At 37.8% G+C, this 20,193-nt stretch carries 22 protein-coding genes; 1 reads left to right on the forward strand and 21 read right to left on the reverse strand.

All coding sequences use genetic code 11. The features are described 5' to 3' along the window. Positions 1-6 precede the first annotated feature (6 nt). From H9635_RS09765 to H9635_RS09790, 6 genes are all read right to left on the reverse strand, one after another. Positions 7-843 carry an ATP-binding cassette domain-containing protein gene (locus H9635_RS09765; protein ID WP_225231272.1) on the reverse strand — a complete coding sequence of 279 codons (837 nt, stop codon included), beginning with the start codon at positions 841-843 and terminating at the stop codon, positions 7-9. Beyond that, the gene (locus H9635_RS09770; protein ID WP_191700046.1) at positions 843-1,688 is read right to left on the reverse strand and encodes an alpha-D-ribose 1-methylphosphonate 5-phosphate C-P-lyase PhnJ; all 846 of its coding nucleotides are present in this window, start codon (positions 1,686-1,688) and stop codon (positions 843-845) included. Before H9635_RS09770 ends, H9635_RS09765 begins: the two co-directional genes overlap by 1 nt. After that, positions 1,685-2,770 (reverse strand): carbon-phosphorus lyase complex subunit PhnI, encoded by a 1,086-nt coding sequence (locus H9635_RS09775; protein ID WP_191700047.1) that lies wholly within the window; start codon positions 2,768-2,770, stop codon positions 1,685-1,687. Before H9635_RS09775 ends, H9635_RS09770 begins: the two co-directional genes overlap by 4 nt. After that, on the reverse strand, positions 2,758-3,339 hold the full coding sequence (gene phnH / locus H9635_RS09780) for a phosphonate C-P lyase system protein PhnH (RefSeq protein ID WP_191700048.1): 582 nt from the start codon (positions 3,337-3,339) through the stop codon (positions 2,758-2,760). The genes H9635_RS09775 and phnH overlap by 13 nt, the downstream gene beginning before the upstream one ends. Positions 3,340-3,350: 11 nt before the next feature. Next, on the reverse strand, positions 3,351-3,773 hold the full coding sequence (phnG, locus tag H9635_RS09785) for a phosphonate C-P lyase system protein PhnG (RefSeq protein WP_191700050.1): 423 nt from the start codon (positions 3,771-3,773) through the stop codon (positions 3,351-3,353). A gap of 196 nt (positions 3,774-3,969) precedes the next feature. Continuing rightward, a complete protein-coding gene (locus tag H9635_RS09790) occupies positions 3,970-4,671 on the reverse strand; it encodes a GntR family transcriptional regulator (protein WP_191700051.1) in 702 nt (233 codons plus the stop codon). A 268-nt stretch (positions 4,672-4,939) separates the two neighbouring features. Between H9635_RS09790 and H9635_RS09795 the strand changes: the two genes are divergently transcribed. Continuing rightward, positions 4,940-5,389 carry a cAMP-binding protein gene (locus H9635_RS09795; protein WP_191700053.1) on the forward strand — a complete coding sequence of 150 codons (450 nt, stop codon included), beginning with the start codon at positions 4,940-4,942 and terminating at the stop codon, positions 5,387-5,389. Between the two features lie 192 nt (positions 5,390-5,581). Here the strand turns inward: H9635_RS09795 and H9635_RS09800 are convergent, their stop codons facing one another. The 15 genes from H9635_RS09800 to H9635_RS09870 form a co-directional block, all read right to left on the reverse strand. Further along, positions 5,582-6,835, reverse strand: coding sequence for a methyl-accepting chemotaxis protein (locus H9635_RS09800; RefSeq protein WP_318245200.1), 1,254 nt, complete (start codon positions 6,833-6,835; stop codon positions 5,582-5,584). A gap of 405 nt (positions 6,836-7,240) precedes the next feature. Beyond that, entirely contained in the window at positions 7,241-7,855 is a 615-nt protein-coding gene (gene kynB, locus H9635_RS09805; protein ID WP_191700057.1) for an arylformamidase, read from the reverse strand. 10 nt (positions 7,856-7,865) lie between these two features. Next, positions 7,866-9,212 (reverse strand): sodium-dependent transporter, encoded by a 1,347-nt coding sequence (locus tag H9635_RS09810; RefSeq protein ID WP_191700060.1) that lies wholly within the window; start codon positions 9,210-9,212, stop codon positions 7,866-7,868. 39 nt (positions 9,213-9,251) lie between these two features. Further along, positions 9,252-10,109, reverse strand: a complete 858-nt coding sequence (gene kynA, locus H9635_RS09815) for a tryptophan 2,3-dioxygenase (RefSeq protein WP_191700062.1) — start codon at positions 10,107-10,109, stop codon at positions 9,252-9,254. A gap of 11 nt (positions 10,110-10,120) precedes the next feature. Beyond that, positions 10,121-11,380, reverse strand: a complete 1,260-nt coding sequence (gene kynU, locus H9635_RS09820) for a kynureninase (RefSeq protein ID WP_191700064.1) — start codon at positions 11,378-11,380, stop codon at positions 10,121-10,123. An 80-nt stretch (positions 11,381-11,460) separates the two neighbouring features. Beyond that, entirely contained in the window at positions 11,461-12,339 is an 879-nt protein-coding gene (locus H9635_RS09825) for a hypothetical protein (protein WP_191700066.1), read from the reverse strand. Next, on the reverse strand, positions 12,332-12,808 hold the full coding sequence (locus H9635_RS09830; RefSeq protein ID WP_191700068.1) for an RNA polymerase sigma factor: 477 nt from the start codon (positions 12,806-12,808) through the stop codon (positions 12,332-12,334). The genes H9635_RS09825 and H9635_RS09830 overlap by 8 nt, the downstream gene beginning before the upstream one ends. A gap of 411 nt (positions 12,809-13,219) precedes the next feature. After that, a complete protein-coding gene (locus tag H9635_RS09835) occupies positions 13,220-13,399 on the reverse strand; it encodes a hypothetical protein (RefSeq protein ID WP_191700070.1) in 180 nt (59 codons plus the stop codon). A 127-nt stretch (positions 13,400-13,526) separates the two neighbouring features. Continuing rightward, positions 13,527-14,234 (reverse strand): response regulator transcription factor, encoded by a 708-nt coding sequence (locus tag H9635_RS09840; protein WP_191700072.1) that lies wholly within the window; start codon positions 14,232-14,234, stop codon positions 13,527-13,529. A gap of 22 nt (positions 14,235-14,256) precedes the next feature. Continuing rightward, the gene (phoU, locus tag H9635_RS09845; protein WP_191700074.1) at positions 14,257-14,910 is read right to left on the reverse strand and encodes a phosphate signaling complex protein PhoU; all 654 of its coding nucleotides are present in this window, start codon (positions 14,908-14,910) and stop codon (positions 14,257-14,259) included. Between the two features lie 15 nt (positions 14,911-14,925). Further along, complete coding sequence (pstB, locus tag H9635_RS09850) at positions 14,926-15,741, reverse strand: phosphate ABC transporter ATP-binding protein PstB (protein ID WP_225231236.1); 816 nt, start codon at positions 15,739-15,741, stop codon at positions 14,926-14,928. A gap of 16 nt (positions 15,742-15,757) precedes the next feature. Then, complete coding sequence (pstA, locus tag H9635_RS09855; protein ID WP_191700076.1) at positions 15,758-16,582, reverse strand: phosphate ABC transporter permease PstA; 825 nt, start codon at positions 16,580-16,582, stop codon at positions 15,758-15,760. 1 nt (position 16,583) lies between these two features. Next, positions 16,584-17,498, reverse strand: a complete 915-nt coding sequence (gene pstC, locus H9635_RS09860; protein WP_191700078.1) for a phosphate ABC transporter permease subunit PstC — start codon at positions 17,496-17,498, stop codon at positions 16,584-16,586. Positions 17,499-17,519: 21 nt separating this feature from the next. Then, on the reverse strand, positions 17,520-18,350 hold the full coding sequence (locus tag H9635_RS09865) for a phosphate ABC transporter substrate-binding protein (protein WP_191700081.1): 831 nt from the start codon (positions 18,348-18,350) through the stop codon (positions 17,520-17,522). A 468-nt stretch (positions 18,351-18,818) separates the two neighbouring features. Next, positions 18,819-20,180 carry a hypothetical protein gene (locus H9635_RS09870; protein WP_191700083.1) on the reverse strand — a complete coding sequence of 454 codons (1,362 nt, stop codon included), beginning with the start codon at positions 20,178-20,180 and terminating at the stop codon, positions 18,819-18,821. Between the last annotated feature and the right edge of the window lie 13 nt (positions 20,181-20,193).

A 20,193-nucleotide genomic window follows, 5' to 3' on the forward strand; every position in this document is an offset into this window, starting at 1 on the left:
CCTCCCCTACAATAATGAATAGACTAATTGCTGTGTATAAGAATGCTGTGGATCCTCCAGTACTTGATCCGTTAGGCCATGCTCAATAATTTCGCCATTTAGCATAACAATCGTGCGGTCTGCCAACATTCGAATAACAGCTAAATCATGTGAAACGACAATCATTGAAATATTAAATTCGCGCTGAATGGACTTAATTAAATCCAATACATCCGCCTGTACCGATAAATCGAGTCCTGTTGTTACTTCATCGAGCAATAGTAATGGCGGATTATTCGATAGTGCCTTTGCTATTTGAATACGCTGCTGCATCCCACCGGAAAAGTTTTTAGGCGCTTCCTTACTGCGATGAAGCGGAATATTAACATGCTGTAATAAGTCATAGCTTCTTGCTTCCATATTCCCAACATGACGATTCCCTGCGGCGATTTGTTTTTCTGCAATATTGCTTAATGATGAAAAGTCCATTTTTAATCCAAGAATCGGATTTTGGTACACCATCCCTAGCAACATATTGCGGATCTGACGCTTCATCTGGGAAGATTCCGTAAAAATATTGACCTTGCCATCTTTATAATCTTGCAAATAGCCTTCACCTGTTGTGACGTTTTCATCAAAATACAGGCTTTTCATGAAGGTAGATTTACCACTACCGCTTTCCCCGACAATCCCTAAAATTTCACCACGATATAAATCAAACGAAATGTCACGGCATGCATATACTGTTTTGCAAACTGGACAATAATTCTTTTCTAGCTTTGGGTTCGATTGCTGGCAATGCAAGCAACCTTCCCCATATTGTTTCGACAGATTCCGAACAGATAAAATTGGCTGTTCTACCATCATTTTGCCCCCACCTTTTGCTGTAAAATTTCTTGCATATAGCTCGTGTCATTGCACATATAATACGTTTCACCTGTTTGTTCATCTGTTAGTTCATCTAAAAAGACGTTGGATAGACCCGTTTCTTTACATGCCTTACCGTCAAATTGCTCGACAACAAACGGATAGTCTTCAAATGCCAATGATGCCACTTTTGTATAAGGTGGAACGGCATAAATTTTCTTTTCTCGGCCCGCTCCAAATAAAATTAATGCTTCGCTATTATGAATTTTCGGATTATCATAACGCGGAATCGGGCTTGGATTCATTACATACCGATCATTGACAAGCACTGGGTAATCAGCACCTTGGGAAGTTTGGTTATAGCGCATAATTTGTTCAAATAACATTAAATACGCACCACTATATTCCTTTTCCGCATGATGACGCTTCGTTTTAAACTCACTGCGCTCTATTTTCCTAAGCGGCTCCGGCTCTGGCACTTGAAGTACCAGTACTTGATCTTTACGTAATGGCACTTCCGGAATTCTGTGCCTTGACTGGATGAGGCTCGCTTCCTGTGTCCGTATCGTCGTTTCAACTCCAGTCGTTTTTTCCACTAAATTTTTTATATTCACTGCGTTAACGGAATCATCCGCACCTTGATCGATGACTTTTAACACATCCTCTTTCCCGATAAGTGCAAGCGTTAACTGAAGGCCCCCTGTACCCCACCCACGGCCAATAGGTAACTCACGGGAAGCAAACGGTACTTGATAACCGGGTATGGAAATACCTTTTAAAATAGCGCGTCGAATTTCACGCTTCGATTGTTCATCCAATAATGCAAACGGTAAACGACTCATCGTTTCCCCTCCTTTTTAATCGTGCGCATTTGTTCTAGATTTGACTGGAATGTAACGTAATGTGGCATTTTCAAGTGAGAGATAAAGCCTGTCGATTCGATAATATCAACATGCAACAATACAAATTCCTCATCATGAATCGGTGTATTGCCCCCTGTTTCCAGTGCATGGTCAACAATCGACATCGCAATGGCCTTCGTTTCGTTCTGTCCAAAACATGCCCCATACCCAATATCGAATTCCAATACTTGCTGCTGTTCATCATCGACATTTACTGGAATAAACGACTCTACTTCTGTCAGCTTAATAGAACCAATATAGTACTGTTCGTCTTCACCATCGATTTCCACATGGATTGGCTGCATACCGACGCGTACTTCCCCAACATTTGGATGTGATGCACCATATCCGCGTAACCCTGCATAACCAAGTGACGTAACAGTTCCCGTTTGTCCTCTTGTTAATGTTTGCAGTCGCTGCGATCGATTCGTAGGAAATGATAAAGCTTTCTTTGTCACATCACTTGGTTCCTCATCATTCAGTGCAAACGTTCGAATTAACTGTTCGTCCCGTAAATAATCCATTACTTTTGGTAATTTCTCGAGCTGAAGATCGCTCTTATCAGGTTTTTCGATGGCATTAAACTGGTCTATTTTCAGTTGCACATCTTCTTTTGTTTCTGTCATTAGACTGAAATCTAATAGACGATGCAAATAGTCATGTGATGCCCCTAATAGCTGACCACCGGGAATATCTTTAAAACTTGAAGAGATTCTTCGCAACACAAACATATCTCTAGGATCGGTTATAGTTGAATAGTAAAGTCTCGGCAATGTGGAGCGATGGGCACGTAATAAAAATACCGCTTCCTCCTGGTTACCTTCACTTTGCTTCATAGCGAGGGCGGCCAATTGTTCACTATACAGACTGCTTTCCGACATGATTTGGTCAAGGAAACCTCGCATCGTTCCTAGTAGTTTTTGAACGGTAACATGCTCCCCATGCTTAATACGCTCATATTGTAAATGCTCCAACGAAGCTTCGATTGCCTCGGACCCGCCTCTAACTGCTACGTATGCCATGATTGCTTCACCTCTTGAATTTTAGTAGTTCGTGGCAATGCTATAATGTCTGAATTGGAATTGATTAGAAGAACATCTATCCCCAATGGAAACTCATTATTTTTCATTTCTCTTAGTTGTAGCCATTGTTCAGGAACGTTAAGTTGCACCGCCTTTGTATGTTGAATGCCAGGCCCTTGTAAATGAACGACATTGCCTATGTGATCTGTTATTTCATACAAAATGGTTGCCGATAGCTGTGGGTCAATAAGATTGCCTACTTTTGAATGCTGTAATGCATGCTGTGCCTGCTGTTCCGAGCAATCTGCAGAAATAATTATGAAGTCAGCCAAATCCACAGATACTAATTTGGCACCTGTCCAAGCCCGAATTTCACTTTGGATTACTGGACATTCATTCGCGACATAAAAGCTCACTTCACCATCAAGCAATGTTAGACAAGCTGAAACGGTTGCTGAATATAGCCCCGTAATTTCCTGTGACGGTTCTAGCCGTTGCTGATTTCCTGGACGTGAGAAGCATTCCATTAATGAACGAAAAGTTTGCTGAGTAAAATGTACTGTTTCCATCATGTGCCTCCTTAAAGCGACATCGTATTAAATTGAACTTTTGTTCGTTCAATCGAGCGTTTAATATTTTGCTGTTCTAGTTCCAACTCCATTTTTAATTGCTCCATAACAGGAATCCATTGTTTCGTTTCTGGGAAATCGCCTTTAAAGGCAGCATCAATTATCGCCAATGCCCTGCTTAATTCAGGTTCCATTTCACGGACTATTCCTGTTCCAAATACATTTCGGATTTTTACTTTCGTCTCTGTAACAAGTACCTCCCCTATATAGAATAAAGACTGTTGGGCAGATTCCCTTAATTTCACCATCACGAGGCCTTCTCGTGGTGGCTGTACTTCAACGATTTCATATGTGTTTGCAATTTGATCAGCCATTTCCAAAGCTTGTTTTCTTCCAACTTCGATTAATAATTTTGTACGTTCTGCTCTATTCAATTTGATCGCCCCTCTCTAACTACACCTTAACTTGTTGCCAAGTTGCGCAGTGTCAAGGTTTCGTAAAAAACGTGTAAAGGCGCTTTACACAACTGGCGCCATGTAGGCATGTACTGCTAAAACAAGCGCGAAAACTATTAAGAAAACAGAAAGACCCCAGCATAAAATGCCGGGGCGTAAATTTAAAAGGTTAAAATTATATTTGAAAATAAAAGAGGTCCGTTCGGTAAATGATTTCAGTATATTCCAGCAGCACATTACGTTCTGCATCCCAGTTGTCGGATTCTACTTTTACTATGGGCACGAGCACTTCACAATTCAGCATCTCCCGTTCAATTTCATTTACATATTGCACGGAAAGCTGAGAAAACGTACTCCGAAACTCATTTACACCAAAACGTTGATAGAACTGATACATCGATACTAACCGGCTATCAATTTTCTTTATTTCCGGCATATTGCTAATGACAACATACGAGCGATGAATGGCTGCTGGTTCATCATCGATATAACGCAATCGTTCAACTAAATAAAGTGGCTCCTGTCCTATATCAGCTTTTGTATAGATGGCATGATCCTGTGCCACACGCTCAAATTTTGTCAGCTTCGATTTATAATTGGCTGTTTGACTTTTCATTTTTTCACTGAAGCTAATATTACCAGTCATCACAACATCCAGTGGTTTTTGCTGATGTTTAATAAATCTGCCAACACCTTTTCTTGAGTATACAAGACCCATTTTCTCCAATAATGTATACACATTTCGCACTTTAATTCGAGGGATATCAAATTGTTCTACTAATTGATATTCACTCGGTAACTTGTACTCAATATGAAATTTTGTAGCTGAAATTGTTTGCAGCAAATAATCTTTTAACATTAGTTCCTGCTTGTCCATAAAAACCACCTCTTTATAAAGAGGTTACAGAGTAACTATTAATGTTTTATTAGTATTGTGTGAATAATTGTAAAGTTATGTAATCTTATAACAAGAATGCAATAGACTTATATTTTAGTTTTTAGTAAAATGTAGACAGAGGCATGTCGGATCTATAGAATCGTGATTTTAAAAGTAATTGCAAAGCTATGCAACTACAGGAAACTGTTTTGCATAGCTTTTAATTTTAACCTGTATTACTGTAGCCGCAATGGAGGGGAATAACACATTGAAAAATGTAAATCGTTTATTTGTAATTATCGGTATTATTATTGTAATTATTATCGGTCGCTTTTTCTTGGCGCAAAATGAAGTAATTGAAATTCCTACTGTAACAGTAGTGACAAATGATCAGATAATTGATTCGGTGCGTGGAAGCTACTGCTGGCATTCTGCTGGGGATGCTACATGTGTTGATAGTGCCGCGCCACACGAAATGGTACAAGGATCGGATATGTCTTATATAAAAGTCCAACCGAATGAAGAGATTGAATTCAAGTACGATCAGCGTATGACAAGTATTTCAATTCAGCAGTGGCTAGAAGGCCATAATTATGAGGAAATTGCAACGACCGCCCGTTTTAATGCACCAAGCGAAAAAGGTTTATATATTATCGCAGGCTTGGCTCGGTTCAATAATGGGGATGTTAGTGATACGATTGTAATAGAAGTTGAATAATTGTACTTTGCCCGAATGAAAAAGTCCGCCTTAAATAGTAGAAAAATTAAAGAAGCTGGGACATAAGTAGAAATTTCTTTGTAAAAAGGAAATACTCTTATTAAGAAATCAATTCTGGTAGAAGCAGAAAACTATCTATTTTTTCTTTAAAAAAATAGATAGTTTTCGTTTTGTCCCAGCCTCTCTATTTGCTTATCGTTGTTTTGTAATTTCAATTAAATCCTGTTGTAATTGCTGTAGTTCTTGACTAGCTTTTGAAATGGCTTTCATCATTTCATGTTCTTCATGAATAGAAGTAGCGATTTCCTGCGTCATTGCTGCATTTTCTTCCGATATGGCAGATAAACTTTCTATTTGACTCATGGCTTCTGCGACCATACCGTTTGTATTTGTAATAGTCTGCATATCCTCAGTTAATTTCTTTTGAATTTCATCAAAAGATTGCTTCATCCCATTAAACGATACTGAAATGTGATTTAAAGTTTCCACACTTGAATGCACTGCATCCTTCCCCTCATATGCTTTTAACCGAGCAGTCGTCGCGCGCTGAAGAAGTTGCTTTGTTACCTCTGTAATGTTCATGGCGATTTCCGCACTTTCACCGGCCAACTTTTTCACTTCATCTGCTACAACCGCAAACCCCTTCCCATGTTCACCTGCTCTTGCAGCTTCTATAGAGGCATTCAAAGATAATAAGTTTGTTTGGTCTGCAATTGCTTTAATACCGTTTAGTAGTTCATTTACTTTTGACAGACTTTCCTGCATATCGTCAATCGTTATTGTCGTCAAGTCAATGGATTCACTTAGCGTATCCATACCATTCGCTACTTCATGCACTTGCTTCCAACTATGTTCTATAGCGACTTGTACTTTAGTTGATTCCTCTACAGTCAATTCAGATGATTGTTTTGTATTTTGCATATTTTGATGGGACAAAACCATTTGTTCATTGATTTTCTGAATCATTTCTGCCTCGCTATGAATAGCGGCTGCCATCTGATCCGAAGACTGTAACATCGTTTCACTTGCTACATTCAATGTATGTACATTTTCATTCACATGTATAATATTTTGTGCTAATTGCACGGAACCATCATCAATTTTATGCATGATCGATGTTAAATTTTCTAATAGTGCATTTGCTTCTTTTTCTTTTGCCTGTGCATCCTTCACTAATTTATTGCCCCACTTAGTTAATCGGTAAAGCATATAATTGATACCATTAACAATAGAGAAAACTGTTATAAAAATTGGAATGCTTGCATTGTCTCCTAATAACTTCACGGGCGCAATGATGTACAACAACAAATATAGACTAGTTGTAATACTCCAAAATGTTAGTATTAGTCGCTCATTGAAATACATGGCGGCCATAATAAATGTTATAAATAAAATATAGTGTTTATTGATAGCGAATCCATCCAGGTAAAATAATAGAATAGTCACTATTGCCGGGAGTAGCGAGAATATTAATCCTTTTGCAAAGTAAGATATGTTTAAAAAATATGTTACCGACGATATTAAAATCACACTGCCTCCCGCTATAAGGAATGGGATGGAATGATTTAATCCATTTTTATAAATAAGCGGAGACACTATTAATATAACTAAAATTATTGTTATAAAACAATTTAACTGATGAATCCAATTTAACTTATCGACGCTCTTTTTCAATTTTCATCCCCCTAGGATTTTAAGACTATGCCATTATTGTCTTGTAGGAATATTTTACAATTCACAACTTCAAAATTCAATCAATATTTTTACATTTAATGGATTTATTAGAAATTCAATATTTTCAACAAAACAAAAAGAAGCACGACGATTTTTTTCGTGTGCTTCTCTCTATTATCATTTCTTCCGTATTACAGCCCGTACCGGTGACCCGTCAGCGCCTTCTATTTTTAACGGTAATGCAATTAAATCATAGAGCCCGGGCGTTACTTCACTTAAATCCAGCCCCTCTAAAATATGTATTCCATTTTCATAGAGTGCATGATGGGCTGATACTTCCTTACTATCTAAAGGATCAACAGAAGGATTATCCACACCGAGTAAAATAACACCGCGCTCCTTTAAAAAGGATGCTGCATCTGGAGAAATAACTGGTATCTTTTCCGGAAATTGTTTGGAAGATTGACTCACCATTTTCAACAGCACACGCTTTGCTCCAAGAAAATCAATGGATGATAGCATTTCAACTGTAATGACTTCTTCTCCGACACAAGATACAATATAACAATCGCCAATATAAGTATTGATGTCTAATTGTTCGATTGTCTCAGCCTCACTATTAAAATGAAAAGGCGCATCTACATGTGTACCGGTATGCAAGGAAGTTGTTATTCTCCCAATATTGACCGAGCCCGTCTGCTGCTTTGTATACCCAACTTCAAACGAAAACGGCGTATCCCCCGGCCAGTTCGGCATCCCTTTTTTCATCGTTTGTGTAATATCAATCCACATAGCAGCACCTCTAATACTGAAATACTAAATAACCGAGAACGAGCACAATTACTGCCGGTACTACAAAGGTCATTAGAATTCGATAGGTTCTGTAAAAGCCTTCCCCCATTTTACTCCCCTGTAACAACTCACTTTTAACAATATTTTTATCCATAATATGCATAATAAAAATTGCTATTAGTAAATTGCCGACCGGTAAAATTACATTTGACACAACAAAATCAGTAAAATCAAAAATACTTCGGCCAAATATTGATACATCACCTAGTGTACTGTATGTCAGTGTCGATGGAATTGAAGCGATAAAAACAAGTACACCAATAATCATCGTAATTTGAGCGCGGGTAATATTCCACTTCTCGATTATTGCTGCTACTATAATTTCATACATACTGAAGGATGAAGTTAACGTCGCAAATAAAAATAATATTAAAAACATCGCAAGGAACACTTCTCCAAATGGCATCTGTGAGAATGCAGCCGGCAATACCATAAATAATAATGGCGGTCCGCTTGCTACTTCCATATCAAAAGCAAAGACGACCGGGAAAATGGCCAAACCTGCTAAAAATGAAACAAAAATACTCAACCCTACAACTGACCCCGCTGAATTTGGTAAGCTCACATCTTTCTTTAAATAAGAACTATATGTAACTAAACAAGAAAATCCAACTGCGAGCGCAAAAAATGATTGCCCTAAAGCATATAGTATCGATTCACCTGTGATGTTCGAAAAGTCCGGATACAAGAAAAACTTGATTCCTTCCATCGCGCCATCAAGCGTAACAGCTCTAATTACCAAAATAAAGAACATAATAAATAAAAGCGGCATCATAAACTTATTCGCTTTTTCAATTCCGTTCTGTACACCTAGTGCGATAATGATTACATTGGCAATTGTGAATAATGCTAGTCCTAAAAGTGCAATCCATGGTGTACCTGTTACTTGTCCAAAAAATGCTCCTGGATCCAATGTCGGCTCAATAACATTACCAACTACTGAGACGCCACTATATACAAAAATCCAGCCACCTACAACACTATAAAACGATAATAACAGGAAACATCCTAATATACCGAGCTTTCCGATCCATGCCCAAACTTTTGGGTTTGGCGAAAGAACTTTATACGCAGTAACCGCTTCTTTTTGCGCGGCACGCCCGATAATATATTCTGATAAAAGCATCGGTAAACCAATTATTAATGTTAGTACTACAAAAATTAAAAAGAATGCGCCGCCTCCACTTTGACCGGCTACGTAGGGCATCTTCCATATCGCCCCAAGCCCTATCGCTGCGCCCGCTGACGCTAATACAAATCCTAACTTGCTTGACCACTGTCCTTTACTCTTCTCCATTGACCTCACTCCACTCATACTAAACTAAGCTTAACTAAACTATAACACTGTTCGTAAATCCCATAACTCAGGGAAAAAACGATGATCAAGAACTTGACGCAAATAATTGACTCCGGATGATCCACCCGTGCCTACTTTAAAGCCAATAATACGCTCGACCGTTTTCATATGACGGAATCGCCATTGCTGCAATGAATCTTCTATATCAACCAGCTTTTCGCCGAGCTGGTATAAATCCCAGTACTTATCGGTATTTTCATAGACGGTTTTCCATGCAGCAGCAACAGAATCGTCACCACTATATACTACCGAAAAATCTCGATTTAGCAAAGCCTCATTAACTGGTAACCCAGCTTTTGCCAATGCTTTGATAGAAACGTCATAAATACTCGGTGCACTATACGCTTCTTTTAATCTGGCCAAAACATCTTTTTCTTTCTCATAAATTTTAAGAATATGAGGTGTTTTATATCCAAGCGAAAACTCTATTAAACGATATTGATAGCTTTGGAAACCGGATGCTTTTCCAAGATCATCTCGGAACTGCAAATATTCTGCAGGTGTCATTGTCGCTAGCACATCCCATGCCTGAATAATTTGCATTTGGATTTTTGAAACTCTTGCCAGCATTTTAAAAGCCGGCTGCATTTCACCACGTTCAATTGCTTGAATCGCACCTTGCATTTCATGAATAATCAGTTTCATCCAAAGCTCGCTTACTTGATGAATAATGATAAATAGCATTTCATCGTGGTGATTGGACAGGCGGTTTTGATTGTTTAAAATAGCGTCTAAGCTTAAGTACTCGCCATATGTCATATCCTCGCGAAAATCCGTATGAATGCCCTTTTCACTGTTTAATTTTTGCTGTAAATCCGAAATCGAACGCTTTTCCATTAAACCACTCCTTATGCAATAATATCTCGCTTATTCTCATGATTCTCATAAGTTTTATTAATAACAATATCTTTTAAAATTTGTACTGCCCGCCAAACTTCTTCAAAGGAATTATATAGCGCAACAGGTGCCAGGCGGATACCATTTGGTGCACGGAAATCCGGTACGACTCCATTTCCCTTTAAAGCTTTACAAATCCTAGCAGCCTCGTCATGCACTAAAAACAGATGGCCCCCTCGTGTTTCATCAAGCGGGTTACCGAATGTAAATGTATTTGGCATTTCGTGCATAATGCATTCCATCATATAATCTGTTAAAGCAAGCGACTTTTCACGTACAGCATCAATACCTACTTCTGCAAAAATGGAAAGTGCACCTTCAATAGGCGCCAGACTTAATATATGAGGTGTCCCAATTTGGTAAGCCCCTGCATGAGGCGCTGTCGAAATCGTTGTCGTTAAATCAAATTGTTTTTCCTTTGCCGAGCCGAACCAGCCGGCTAAACCAGGTGCTGTACCAAAGTGCTTTTCATGGACAAACAAACCTGCAACTGATCCCGGGCCCCCATTTAAATGCTTATAATTGCACCAAAATGCAAAGTCTGCACCAATTTCATGAAGCTGATGTGGAATCGAGCCGATTGAATGGCATAAATCAAAGCCAACGATAATGTCTCGTTCGTGAGCCGCTTTCGTAATTGCCTGTAAATCCAGCACTTGCCCACTGCGATATAACACAGCCGGTAAAACAGCGACTGCTACATCATCAGTCATTGCTTCAATAATTGCTTCAGTTGTAATTGTTTGCCCATTCTCACTTTTTACGAGCTTCATATGGCTTTCCGGTAAATTATGTAGCGCAATTTGACTGGCAATCGCATATAAGTCAGACGGGAAATTCAGCTCATCTGCCAAAATTTTATTCCGCTTCTCGGTAGGTTTGAAAAATGTAGTAAGTAGCTGGTGTAAGTTCGTCGTAGTTGAACCGGTTAATACGACTTCCTCACTTTTTGCGCCAACAAGTGGTGCACAGTATTCACCGAGCTTTTCAGACAAATAAAACCACGGATGCTCCCCACTCGTCCAGCCATCAATTCCGTAATACTTCCATGAGTCAAGCAGGGTCAGTACCGATAGTTCTGCACGCTTTGAAAGCAGTCCTAGTGAATTGCCGTCTAAATAGATTTGACCTTCTTTTTTATAAAACTCATCGGCATATTTCCGAAGTGGATCCTGTTGATCTAGTAATCTTGCTTTTTCAATTGTGGACATCTTTTCACCTCTTCATTATTACTTACTATTATCGTACGAAGGAATAGATTTATTGTCAAAGTATTCTGAAACCAAATCCATTAATTTAATATAAACATTGAATATAAATAAACCGGAACAAGAAGGCCTATCAATAAAAATGATAGTTTGCGCCAATTATTTTTCCCGTATTTATTTTCAATCAAAATATTGATGCCGGCTACAGCAAGACTGCTGCCGACAATCCACATAAAATGAATATGGGGTGTGATAAACAGGAGGATAAGCAAGCTTAATAAATAGAATAACGTCAGCACACTTTGTCCTGTATGGGAATGCTTAGGTAACTTTCTTTTTGGATCCGATTTATCACGCATTTGGCGATCAGCGTATGCATAACTACCGATTAATAAAACAAACAGTGAATAAAACGCTACAGAGTGTAGAGTAGTCGGTTGATCATACTGAATAAGCGGTATACCCGAACCATCTTCCAATTTATAATACTGTCCTGTTGAAGCATCTTCATAGTAGATATTTCGAGAATCCAAATGTTGATAATACAGCTTAGATGTATCGTCGCTGAAATTAAACCGGTAAGAAGAATAAATTACCGAAGTTGCATCCGGTTTATCAGTTATTTGTAGTTGATTGTATACTTTCCAAATCTCATCCAATGCTTTCTCATTTGTCACCCGATTTACATGTAACTGCAGCGCGGACTTCGGATTCCCCTTTCCATTTACTGTATAAACAGAAATTAGTTGGCTATCATTAGTAGTTGTTGCCGTTTGATTATCGAGAGGAGTAGTTGCAATTAAAAACATTGTAATACCTACAATGCTGACGATTAATGCAAATATACGCCAATCAACAACCTTTTGCTTGCTGCGCCTTATTATCTTGTTAAGATCAGCCTGTTTTTTTTCCTCATCTACTTTAATATTGCGTAAGGTTTTTAAATGCTTCTCTTCAAACATCTTTTTCCCCTCCCAACAATTCACGCAATACCTTTAAACCGCGCGCCGTATTATTTTTCACCTTTACTTCACTACAGTTTAAAATCATCGCCGTCTCTTTTACCGAATATTCTTCGATATAGCGAAGGATAACTACTTCCCGATAGTTCCATTTAATTTTTTGTAACGCGCCATAGAGCTTTTCGATTTCTGCATTGCGCTCAATGATTTCTTCTGGTAAACCTTCCTTTGCAATAGGTTCTGAATTTAATTGAAAAAATCCAATAATTTTTTTCCTGCGGTAATGATCATATACAAGATTTCGTGCGATTTTCAGCAAATATGTACGTTCATACTCGGTATAATTTTTATGATAAAAACGGTAAAAGGTTTCTTGCAAAAGATCATGTGTTAACTCTTGATCATTTGTTAAATAACGTATGTATTTATAAACAGCTTCGTAATTGTCCTCAAAAACTTCACGTCGCAAAAAATCAGCCTCCTTCCTCTATAAAGACGAGTGACATACAATTTGGAATCACTTTGATTCACCACTATAAGTTGGCGGTGACAAAATTGGAAAAATAAGATTTTCTAATGAAGTGCGTTCTGCCGCCTCGCGATAGCGCAAGCGGCATGGTTAGGTAGTTTTTACTTCACTTTATAACGAGGGCAAAATTTTGGGATTGGTGGGCCTCGCAAACGGTAATAAAGGCAGTGATAAAGACATGTATCACGTGGCTTTATCGCTGTCTTGCCGCAGCCCACCAATCAAGTGGAATTTTATTAGAAAAGCAACCCCATGTTATGGTGATGAGCCATCACTTTGTTTCTATGTAAAAAATTACAAAAATAAAACCCCATGCAATTTTTCGATTGCACAGGGTTTCAAATTGCCTAATTATACGCCCATTTTACGACGTGTGTTGCTCGTTTTTTTCGTTTGTTGACTTTTCATCTTTTTCGTTGAAGTGTCACCTTTTAAATTGCCCTTGCCGTTATTGGCATTGTTTTTCTTAGCTTCTAATTGTTGTTTCACAAGTTCCTGTAAGCTTAATTTCTTTTTCTCTTGCTCAGACATATTCATACCTCCTCATTTACCTTCTCCACTTAGTATAAATCGAGGTTCACTCATTTGTAAAAGAAATGATGCATTTTCCCAATTTAAATTTAAACCAATGACGAATACTCATAAAAATAGTCTCCTACTAGTTGTAAGAGACTTCCTTTGTCGGGGAATTAAAGTAATATCCAATTCCGCTTTTCGTTTTTATCCATTTAGGGGAGCTTGGCTGTTCTTCAATTTTTTCTCGTAGTCTTCGGATATGTACATCGACTGTACGCCGATCACCTTTAGTAAAGTCCAGTATATCAATGATTTCTTCACGGGATTTAATATTTCCAGGCTGCTCTAGTAAATGCAGCAGCAATTTAAATTCACGCTTCGTTAATGGAATCTCTACTTCATCTTTAAATACTTTAAAGGTTACTAAATCGACACGGAACGGCCCAATTAATAGTTCTGATATACGCTCCTGTTGCCGAATTTCTTTTTCATGACGTTTTAAATGGATCCGAAGACGAGTGAGCATTTCACGGAACCCAAACGGTTTACGAATGTATTCCGTTGCACCAATCTCAAGGGCAAGCACAATATCCAACTCATCTGTACGGGCACTTATCATAATGATTGGAAAATCGTGCTCGAAACGAATTTGACGGCATAATTCGATCCCTTCAATATCGGGAAGCATCCAATCCAGCAAAATCGCATCCGGTTCAAACGCTTTAATAACTTGCATAATATTTTTCCCATTTTTAACGCAATGAACTTCATAGCCGTCCTTTACTAAATAAATACGCAGTAAATTCACTAAATTTTCGTCATCTTCAACGACTAATATTTTTTTCGTCATTAATGATTCCCCGCTTCTCTAGTTAATTTAGGTCAAATAACTGCCCTTTAATAAAGTACGCTGTTGATTCCGCCATATTTGTAATATGATCTGCTGCACGCTCAACAAAGCGATTAATGAAAAGCAACTGCAAAGTCTGCTCCGTATCTTCTGGACTTTCTTTTAAAAACTCTGTCAGTACCGCATAATTTTCATGGTTTTTTTGATCGACTTTATCGTCAAGCTCACCTACTGCTTTTGCTAAAGCAATATCTTCCTCGATGAAAGCAGTCATCGATTTTTTCAGCATATCCATTGAGATATTTTTCATTTCAACTAAGGATGTTTTTGCCAATATAGAATCGGTTTTGCTAATTCTGATCGTCGCTTTTGCTGTATTTACGGCAAAATCCGCTATACGCTCGATGTTGGAAGACATTTTAATCATACTAATAATACGACGTAAGTCACGAGCTACAGGCTGTTCTTTCGCCATCAACCAAATTGCCATTTGATTGATCTCATTTTCCAGGTCATCTATGGACGAATCTTCTTCAATAACTGCTAACGCTAATACCATGTCCTGTTCTTCTAAGGCTTTAAACGCTTTTTCCATTGCTGCAACCGTCAAGTCAACCATTTCACCCATCTTATTTTGTAACTCGAGCATGTTCTTTTCGAAATTTTCGCGAATCATCCGTAAATCCCCCTCTTATCCGAATCGTCCTGTTACATAGTCTTCTGTACGCTCATCTTTTGGTGTCGAGAAAATCACATTTGTATCATCATATTCAACAACCTCGCCATTTAAGAAGAACGCTGTTTTATCACTAATACGTGCTGCTTGCTGCATGTTGTGCGTTACAATAACAATTGTATAATCTTTTTTCATTTGCGTGATTAATTCTTCTACTTTTAATGTAGAAATTGGATCAAGCGCTGAAGTTGGTTCATCCATTAATATTACATCCGGCTTCATTGCGATAGCACGAGCTATACATATACGTTGTTGCTGACCTCCGGATAATCCTAAAGCAGAAGATTTTAAACGGTCTTTTACTTCGTCCCAAATGGCAGCACCGCGTAAAGATTCCTCAACTATTTCATTTAGAATTTTTTTATTTTTAATCCCTTGCATACGTGGACCATAGGCTACATTATCATAAATGCTCATTGGGAATAGATTCGACTTTTGGAACACCATCCCTACTTTTGTACGCAGTTTTATAACATCATTCGATTCATATACATTTTCACCATCAATATGAATATTACCGATTACACGTACACCGTCAATCAGGTCATTCATACGATTTAAAGTGCGCAAAAATGTTGACTTACCACAACCAGATGGACCGATTAATGCTGTTACTTCCTTTTCTTTTATATCTAAATTGACATTGTATAATGCCTGTTTTTCACCGTAAAATAAATTTAAGTCATTTACTTGTATTTTCGTGGCAAATTCGTCCGTCGTTGCAGTTGTTGTTGAATTGAAGATTGATGCCTCTGATACGATCATAGTCATGTTAATTTAGCTCCTTTTAATAATCTGCTTTGTTTAATTTTTTTGAAATATACGTTGCCGATAAATTCAGCACTAAAATAATGACGATTAATACGATACCAACAGCAGCTGCAAGACCGATATCGCCAGCCTCCTGCGTAACTAAAAATGAATGTACAGTTAATGTACGGGCAGATGAGAATATACTAGTTGGCATAGCCGCTACTGTACCAGCCGTTAAGAAAATTGCCGCCGATTCCCCTACGATACGACCAATTGACAGGATAATACCTGATAAAATACCTGGCATTGCACTTGGTAGGATTATTTTAATTAGTGTCTGCAATTTTGTCGTTCCTAATGCAAGTGAACCTTCACGATATGTTGTCGGTACTGTCTTTAATGCTTCTTCAGTTGTTCGGATAACAACTGGTAATACGATGATTGTTAAAGTTAGTGATGCTGCGATAATAGACATTCCTAGCTTTAAAATCGCTACAAAGAATACGGCACCGAATAGACCATAAATAATGGATGGTATCCCTGTTAAACTTTCCGTTGCAAAACGAATGATGCGGACTAGACGACCTTGTTTTGCGTACTCTTGTAAGTAAACAGCCGCTAAAATTCCGATTGGTGTTGCAATGGCTAATGAAATTAAAATTGTTAATATTGTTGTGACGATCATCGGGAAAATACCGCCGCCACCTGTTGGTGAATAATCACCGAATATAAAATCAAAGCTGATGTATGAAAAACCTTTATAGAATATATAGCCCACGATTATAACTAGGACAGCTACCGAAACAAATGCGGAACCCCAAAGTAATCCACGGAGCATATTATCTTTAAATTGTCGCATGTTACTGAGCTCCCTTCGCTGTTATACGAGCTAATACAAAATTTAAAATTAAAATGAATGAGAATAAAACAATCCCTGTAGCAAACAGCATCTCCTGGTGAGTCCCTGCTGCATAGCCCATTTCAAGCGCGATGTTTGTCGTTAATGGACGCACACTATCTGTTAAGCTTGTCGGAATAATGAGTGAGTTCCCCGCCACTAAAATTACGGCCATTGTTTCTCCTAATGCTCGGCCTAATCCTAGTACGATTGCCGCCATAATCCCTGATTTTGCAGCTGGAACGACTACTTTAAAGATTGTCCCGATTTGCGAAACACCAAGTGCCAACGAACCTTCTCTATATGTTTTTGGTACTGCGCGAATAGCTGTTTCTGCTACTGTTACGATTGTTGGCAGCATCATGATCGCTAGTACTAGAATTACTGCAATTAAACTTTGCCCACGTGCTAACCCTAAATTGTTCTGTAAAAAAGGTACGATAATTGCCAATCCGAATATCCCGTACAATACAGATGGAATACCTGCTAAAAGCTGAATCGCCGGTGATACGATTTTTGCTACTGATTTCGGCGCTATTTCCGCTAAAAAAATTGCTGTCAGTAATCCAATCGGTACACCAATGATAAGCGCTCCAATTGTTGCATAAATTGATGCAACAATCATTGGGAAAATACCGAATTTATCTTCCGAAGGCACCCAATCATTGCCAAAAAGGAAATCAAAGAAACTGTAGCCGCCCGTTATAAACGGGTTTGAGCCTTTATAAAATACAAACCCTACAATTAGTAGTAGGCTGACAACTGATAAAAGCGCACATGCCAGGAAAATTTTTGATGAAAGACTTTCCAAAAAATATTTTCGTTTATTGCCTTTACTAATTTGCTGTTCTAGTTCATTTTTGTCTTGTATATTCACAAATTTATCCTCCAGCACTGATTATTTCGTTAATGGAATTGCTCCAGCAGCTTCCACAATTTTCTGTCCATCTGCACTTAATATATAATCCATAAACTTCGTTGCTGCTTCTGGAACGTCTTCTTTATGAACGAATAAGAATGGTCGGGATAATTGATAGTTCCCATCTAATACATTGCCTGCTTCTGCTTTTACCCCATTAATATCCATAGCTGAAACCGTTTCATCAATGTATTCGAATGATATAAATCCAACAGCGTGTTTATTTGTTGCGACTGTTGTTTTAATATTGCCATTGCCGCTTGCAACAATTGCATTGCGAATTAACTGACCTGATTTATAGCCTACGATTTCCTGGAAAGCATCACGCGAACCAGAACCATCCTCACGCGACACGACTACAATCTCTAAATCTTTACCGCCAAGTTCTTTCCAGTTCGTAATTTCCCCTGTGAAAATCTGCTTTACTTGTTCCATCGTTAAATCTTTTACAGGATTGGAAGGATGTGCAACAACTACAATCCCATCATAGGCAATGATTAGTTCCTCAATACCCGAATCTATTTCTTCCTGTTTAAGATCACGCGATGACATACCGATTTGTGAAACATCCTTAATTGCATTTGTAATACCTGCTGATGAACCAATTTGGTTAATTTCTATTTTTACATTTTCATTATCTTCATATTTCTCTGCTAACTTTTCAGCTAAAGGTCCAACCGATGTGGAACCTGAGATTGTGATTAAATCTTCACTGCCGGAATTTGATTCCGATGTTTCTTCTCTATTGCAGGCTGCTAATACTACCATTAGAATTGTTAACCCAATGAAGTAACATGTTTTTTTCAACATACTTCAATCCTCCATCAACTTGCATTTTTTCTATCTGCCTTAACAATACCTTTATAAAATTAATAACATATGTGAATCATGTAAACCTTCTGTAAATTATGAAGAGAGTAATGCATATTTTTGTAAAACTTTTCAATAAAATCTGAATATTTTGTATTAATAGTTCTATTAGCCTTAACTTTTTATAATTGTGGTTGAATCGGGCAATTTATACATCAGTAAGAAGCCATATTTCAGATAGTTCTGAAATTAATAGTTAAATTACAGTTAAATAGCGTTAATATTTCTATTAAATTAGATGTAAAGAGCCTCTTTTTTTGAAAATGAGATGAATTTTCCGTAAATCTCATTTACAAAACCTTTACAATGGCTAAGTTTTTTATTTTACATAATAAAAAAAGCCGATTTTCATCACAAGAAGTTGTGAAAAATCGACTTTAATATTAATTTGCATTCCTTTTAGCTTTCCTACCGCCTTTGGATAACATATTTTTTCGTCAGTCCGAAAGTAACCATAAAATAAAGGAAGTATATCATCCCTATAACTACTACTATTGAAACGGATACTATATTAAAATTCAGCATTGCGCTAAATCCAGCCAGATCAATAAATTGATTAAGAATGATTGTAATTGGTATGGATAAGCAGATTGGAACGACTATTGGAAACGTAAAGAACACAAAAATTTGCTTCGCTAATGTCTTTCGCTGTAACTCCTCATTTACGCCCAATCGATTGAGCAGTCTATACTTTTTCTCATCATCACGTAGATTCGATAATATTTTTAGTGCTAAAATAGCCATAGCCAGTAAAATAAAGACGACCGCTAAGTATAATGCCCCGACTATAAAGATAGCTGAGAATGCTGCAGCATATAATCGACGCTGCTCTTTAACCCGGTAGTCACTCGATAAAATAGAGTAATTGTTTTCTTCTATTTTATAACTATAACTTAATGCATCTTGAAGTTTTTGTGCATCAAATGGTCCTTCTTCTAGAGTAATGGCTACCGCTGTTTGACTTATTTCCATACCTTCTACTACTTCATCCGGCACGACAATGACAAAATAGCTCCATAAAAACATCGGCATAGATTCCACTACATGACTTAATGTATAAGTTTGACCTTTATGATTAAATGATGCCTCTGAAAAGTCTGCCCCTTGAATTCCCGGCATATCAGAGAAAATTGCAAATTGATTTTCTAGATTTAGTGGTTTGCTGCCAAGTTCTTGCAATAGCTCATTTACATCCGATTCTTTCATGAACATATCGACGTCCTGATATTTATCGCCCTGCCAAATTGTATGCTTATGGAATGTCCTTTCATTTGTGGAATAGCCGTTATACACCTTCGACCAATCTATAGGCATATAAGATTCAATCGTTTCCTTTGCTTGTTCCAATGGAATACTGCCCTCTTGCTCCGCATTAATATTGGCTATAATATCAAACGGATATTGTTTATCTAAATTTGCTTCTTCAATTTCTTTATATAAAAAGCTGAAATTAGCAGCAATCATGGCAAATACAATTAAAAAAGACAGCGACCCAAGTAGAATGGCATTAGAGCTTAACATCGCACTCAATTGACGTAGTAAAAATTGATTTGTCCCACGTTGTGTAAAATGTTTAAACCCTAATAAAATATACATTAAGCTTTTGGCAAGTCCCATATGGAATGTCACCAAGGATATGGCTAATAATAGCATCAGCCATACGAGGTTCCCCGGGTTTGAATCGACTTCTAAAAAGATATGCTTTAATTCCCGAGAAAAAAAGATAAATGATACGATGATTCCAACTAAGGATACGCCTGTCACTAGCATGGCGACATACGGA

Origin of the sequence: Solibacillus faecavium (genome assembly GCF_014836905.1) — a bacterium.
Lineage (GTDB): Bacteria > Bacillota > Bacilli > Bacillales_A > Planococcaceae > Solibacillus > Solibacillus faecavium.

Excerpts from the sequence above, each read along its gene's own strand:
- H9635_RS09825 (WP_191700066.1), bottom strand. The coding sequence starts at position 12,339 with ATGTTTGAAGAGAAGCATTTAAAAACCTTACGCAATATTAAAGTAGAT.
- H9635_RS09870 (WP_191700083.1), bottom strand. The coding sequence starts at position 20,180 with ATGCTAGTGACAGGCGTATCCTTAGTTGGAATCATCGTATCATTTATC.
- kynB (WP_191700057.1), bottom strand. The coding sequence starts at position 7,855 with ATGTGGATTGATATTACACAAACGATGAAAAAAGGGATGCCGAACTGG.
- H9635_RS09775 (WP_191700047.1), bottom strand. The coding sequence starts at position 2,770 with ATGGCATACGTAGCAGTTAGAGGCGGGTCCGAGGCAATCGAAGCTTCG.
- H9635_RS09770 (WP_191700046.1), bottom strand. The coding sequence starts at position 1,688 with ATGAGTCGTTTACCGTTTGCATTATTGGATGAACAATCGAAGCGTGAA.
- H9635_RS09865 (WP_191700081.1), bottom strand. The coding sequence starts at position 18,350 with ATGTTGAAAAAAACATGTTACTTCATTGGGTTAACAATTCTAATGGTA.
- H9635_RS09835 (WP_191700070.1), bottom strand. The coding sequence starts at position 13,399 with ATGTCTGAGCAAGAGAAAAAGAAATTAAGCTTACAGGAACTTGTGAAA.
- H9635_RS09810 (WP_191700060.1), bottom strand. The coding sequence starts at position 9,212 with ATGGAGAAGAGTAAAGGACAGTGGTCAAGCAAGTTAGGATTTGTATTA.
- phnH (WP_191700048.1), bottom strand. The coding sequence starts at position 3,339 with ATGGAAACAGTACATTTTACTCAGCAAACTTTTCGTTCATTAATGGAA.
- phoU (WP_191700074.1), bottom strand. The coding sequence starts at position 14,910 with ATGATTCGCGAAAATTTCGAAAAGAACATGCTCGAGTTACAAAATAAG.
- kynU (WP_191700064.1), bottom strand. The coding sequence starts at position 11,380 with ATGTCCACAATTGAAAAAGCAAGATTACTAGATCAACAGGATCCACTT.
- H9635_RS09840 (WP_191700072.1), bottom strand. The coding sequence starts at position 14,234 with ATGACGAAAAAAATATTAGTCGTTGAAGATGACGAAAATTTAGTGAAT.
- pstA (WP_191700076.1), bottom strand. The coding sequence starts at position 16,582 with ATGCGACAATTTAAAGATAATATGCTCCGTGGATTACTTTGGGGTTCC.
- kynA (WP_191700062.1), bottom strand. The coding sequence starts at position 10,109 with ATGGAAAAGCGTTCGATTTCGGATTTACAGCAAAAATTAAACAGTGAA.
- H9635_RS09765 (WP_225231272.1), bottom strand. The coding sequence starts at position 843 with ATGGTAGAACAGCCAATTTTATCTGTTCGGAATCTGTCGAAACAATAT.
- pstB (WP_225231236.1), bottom strand. The coding sequence starts at position 15,741 with ATGACTATGATCGTATCAGAGGCATCAATCTTCAATTCAACAACAACT.
- H9635_RS09790 (WP_191700051.1), bottom strand. The coding sequence starts at position 4,671 with ATGGACAAGCAGGAACTAATGTTAAAAGATTATTTGCTGCAAACAATT.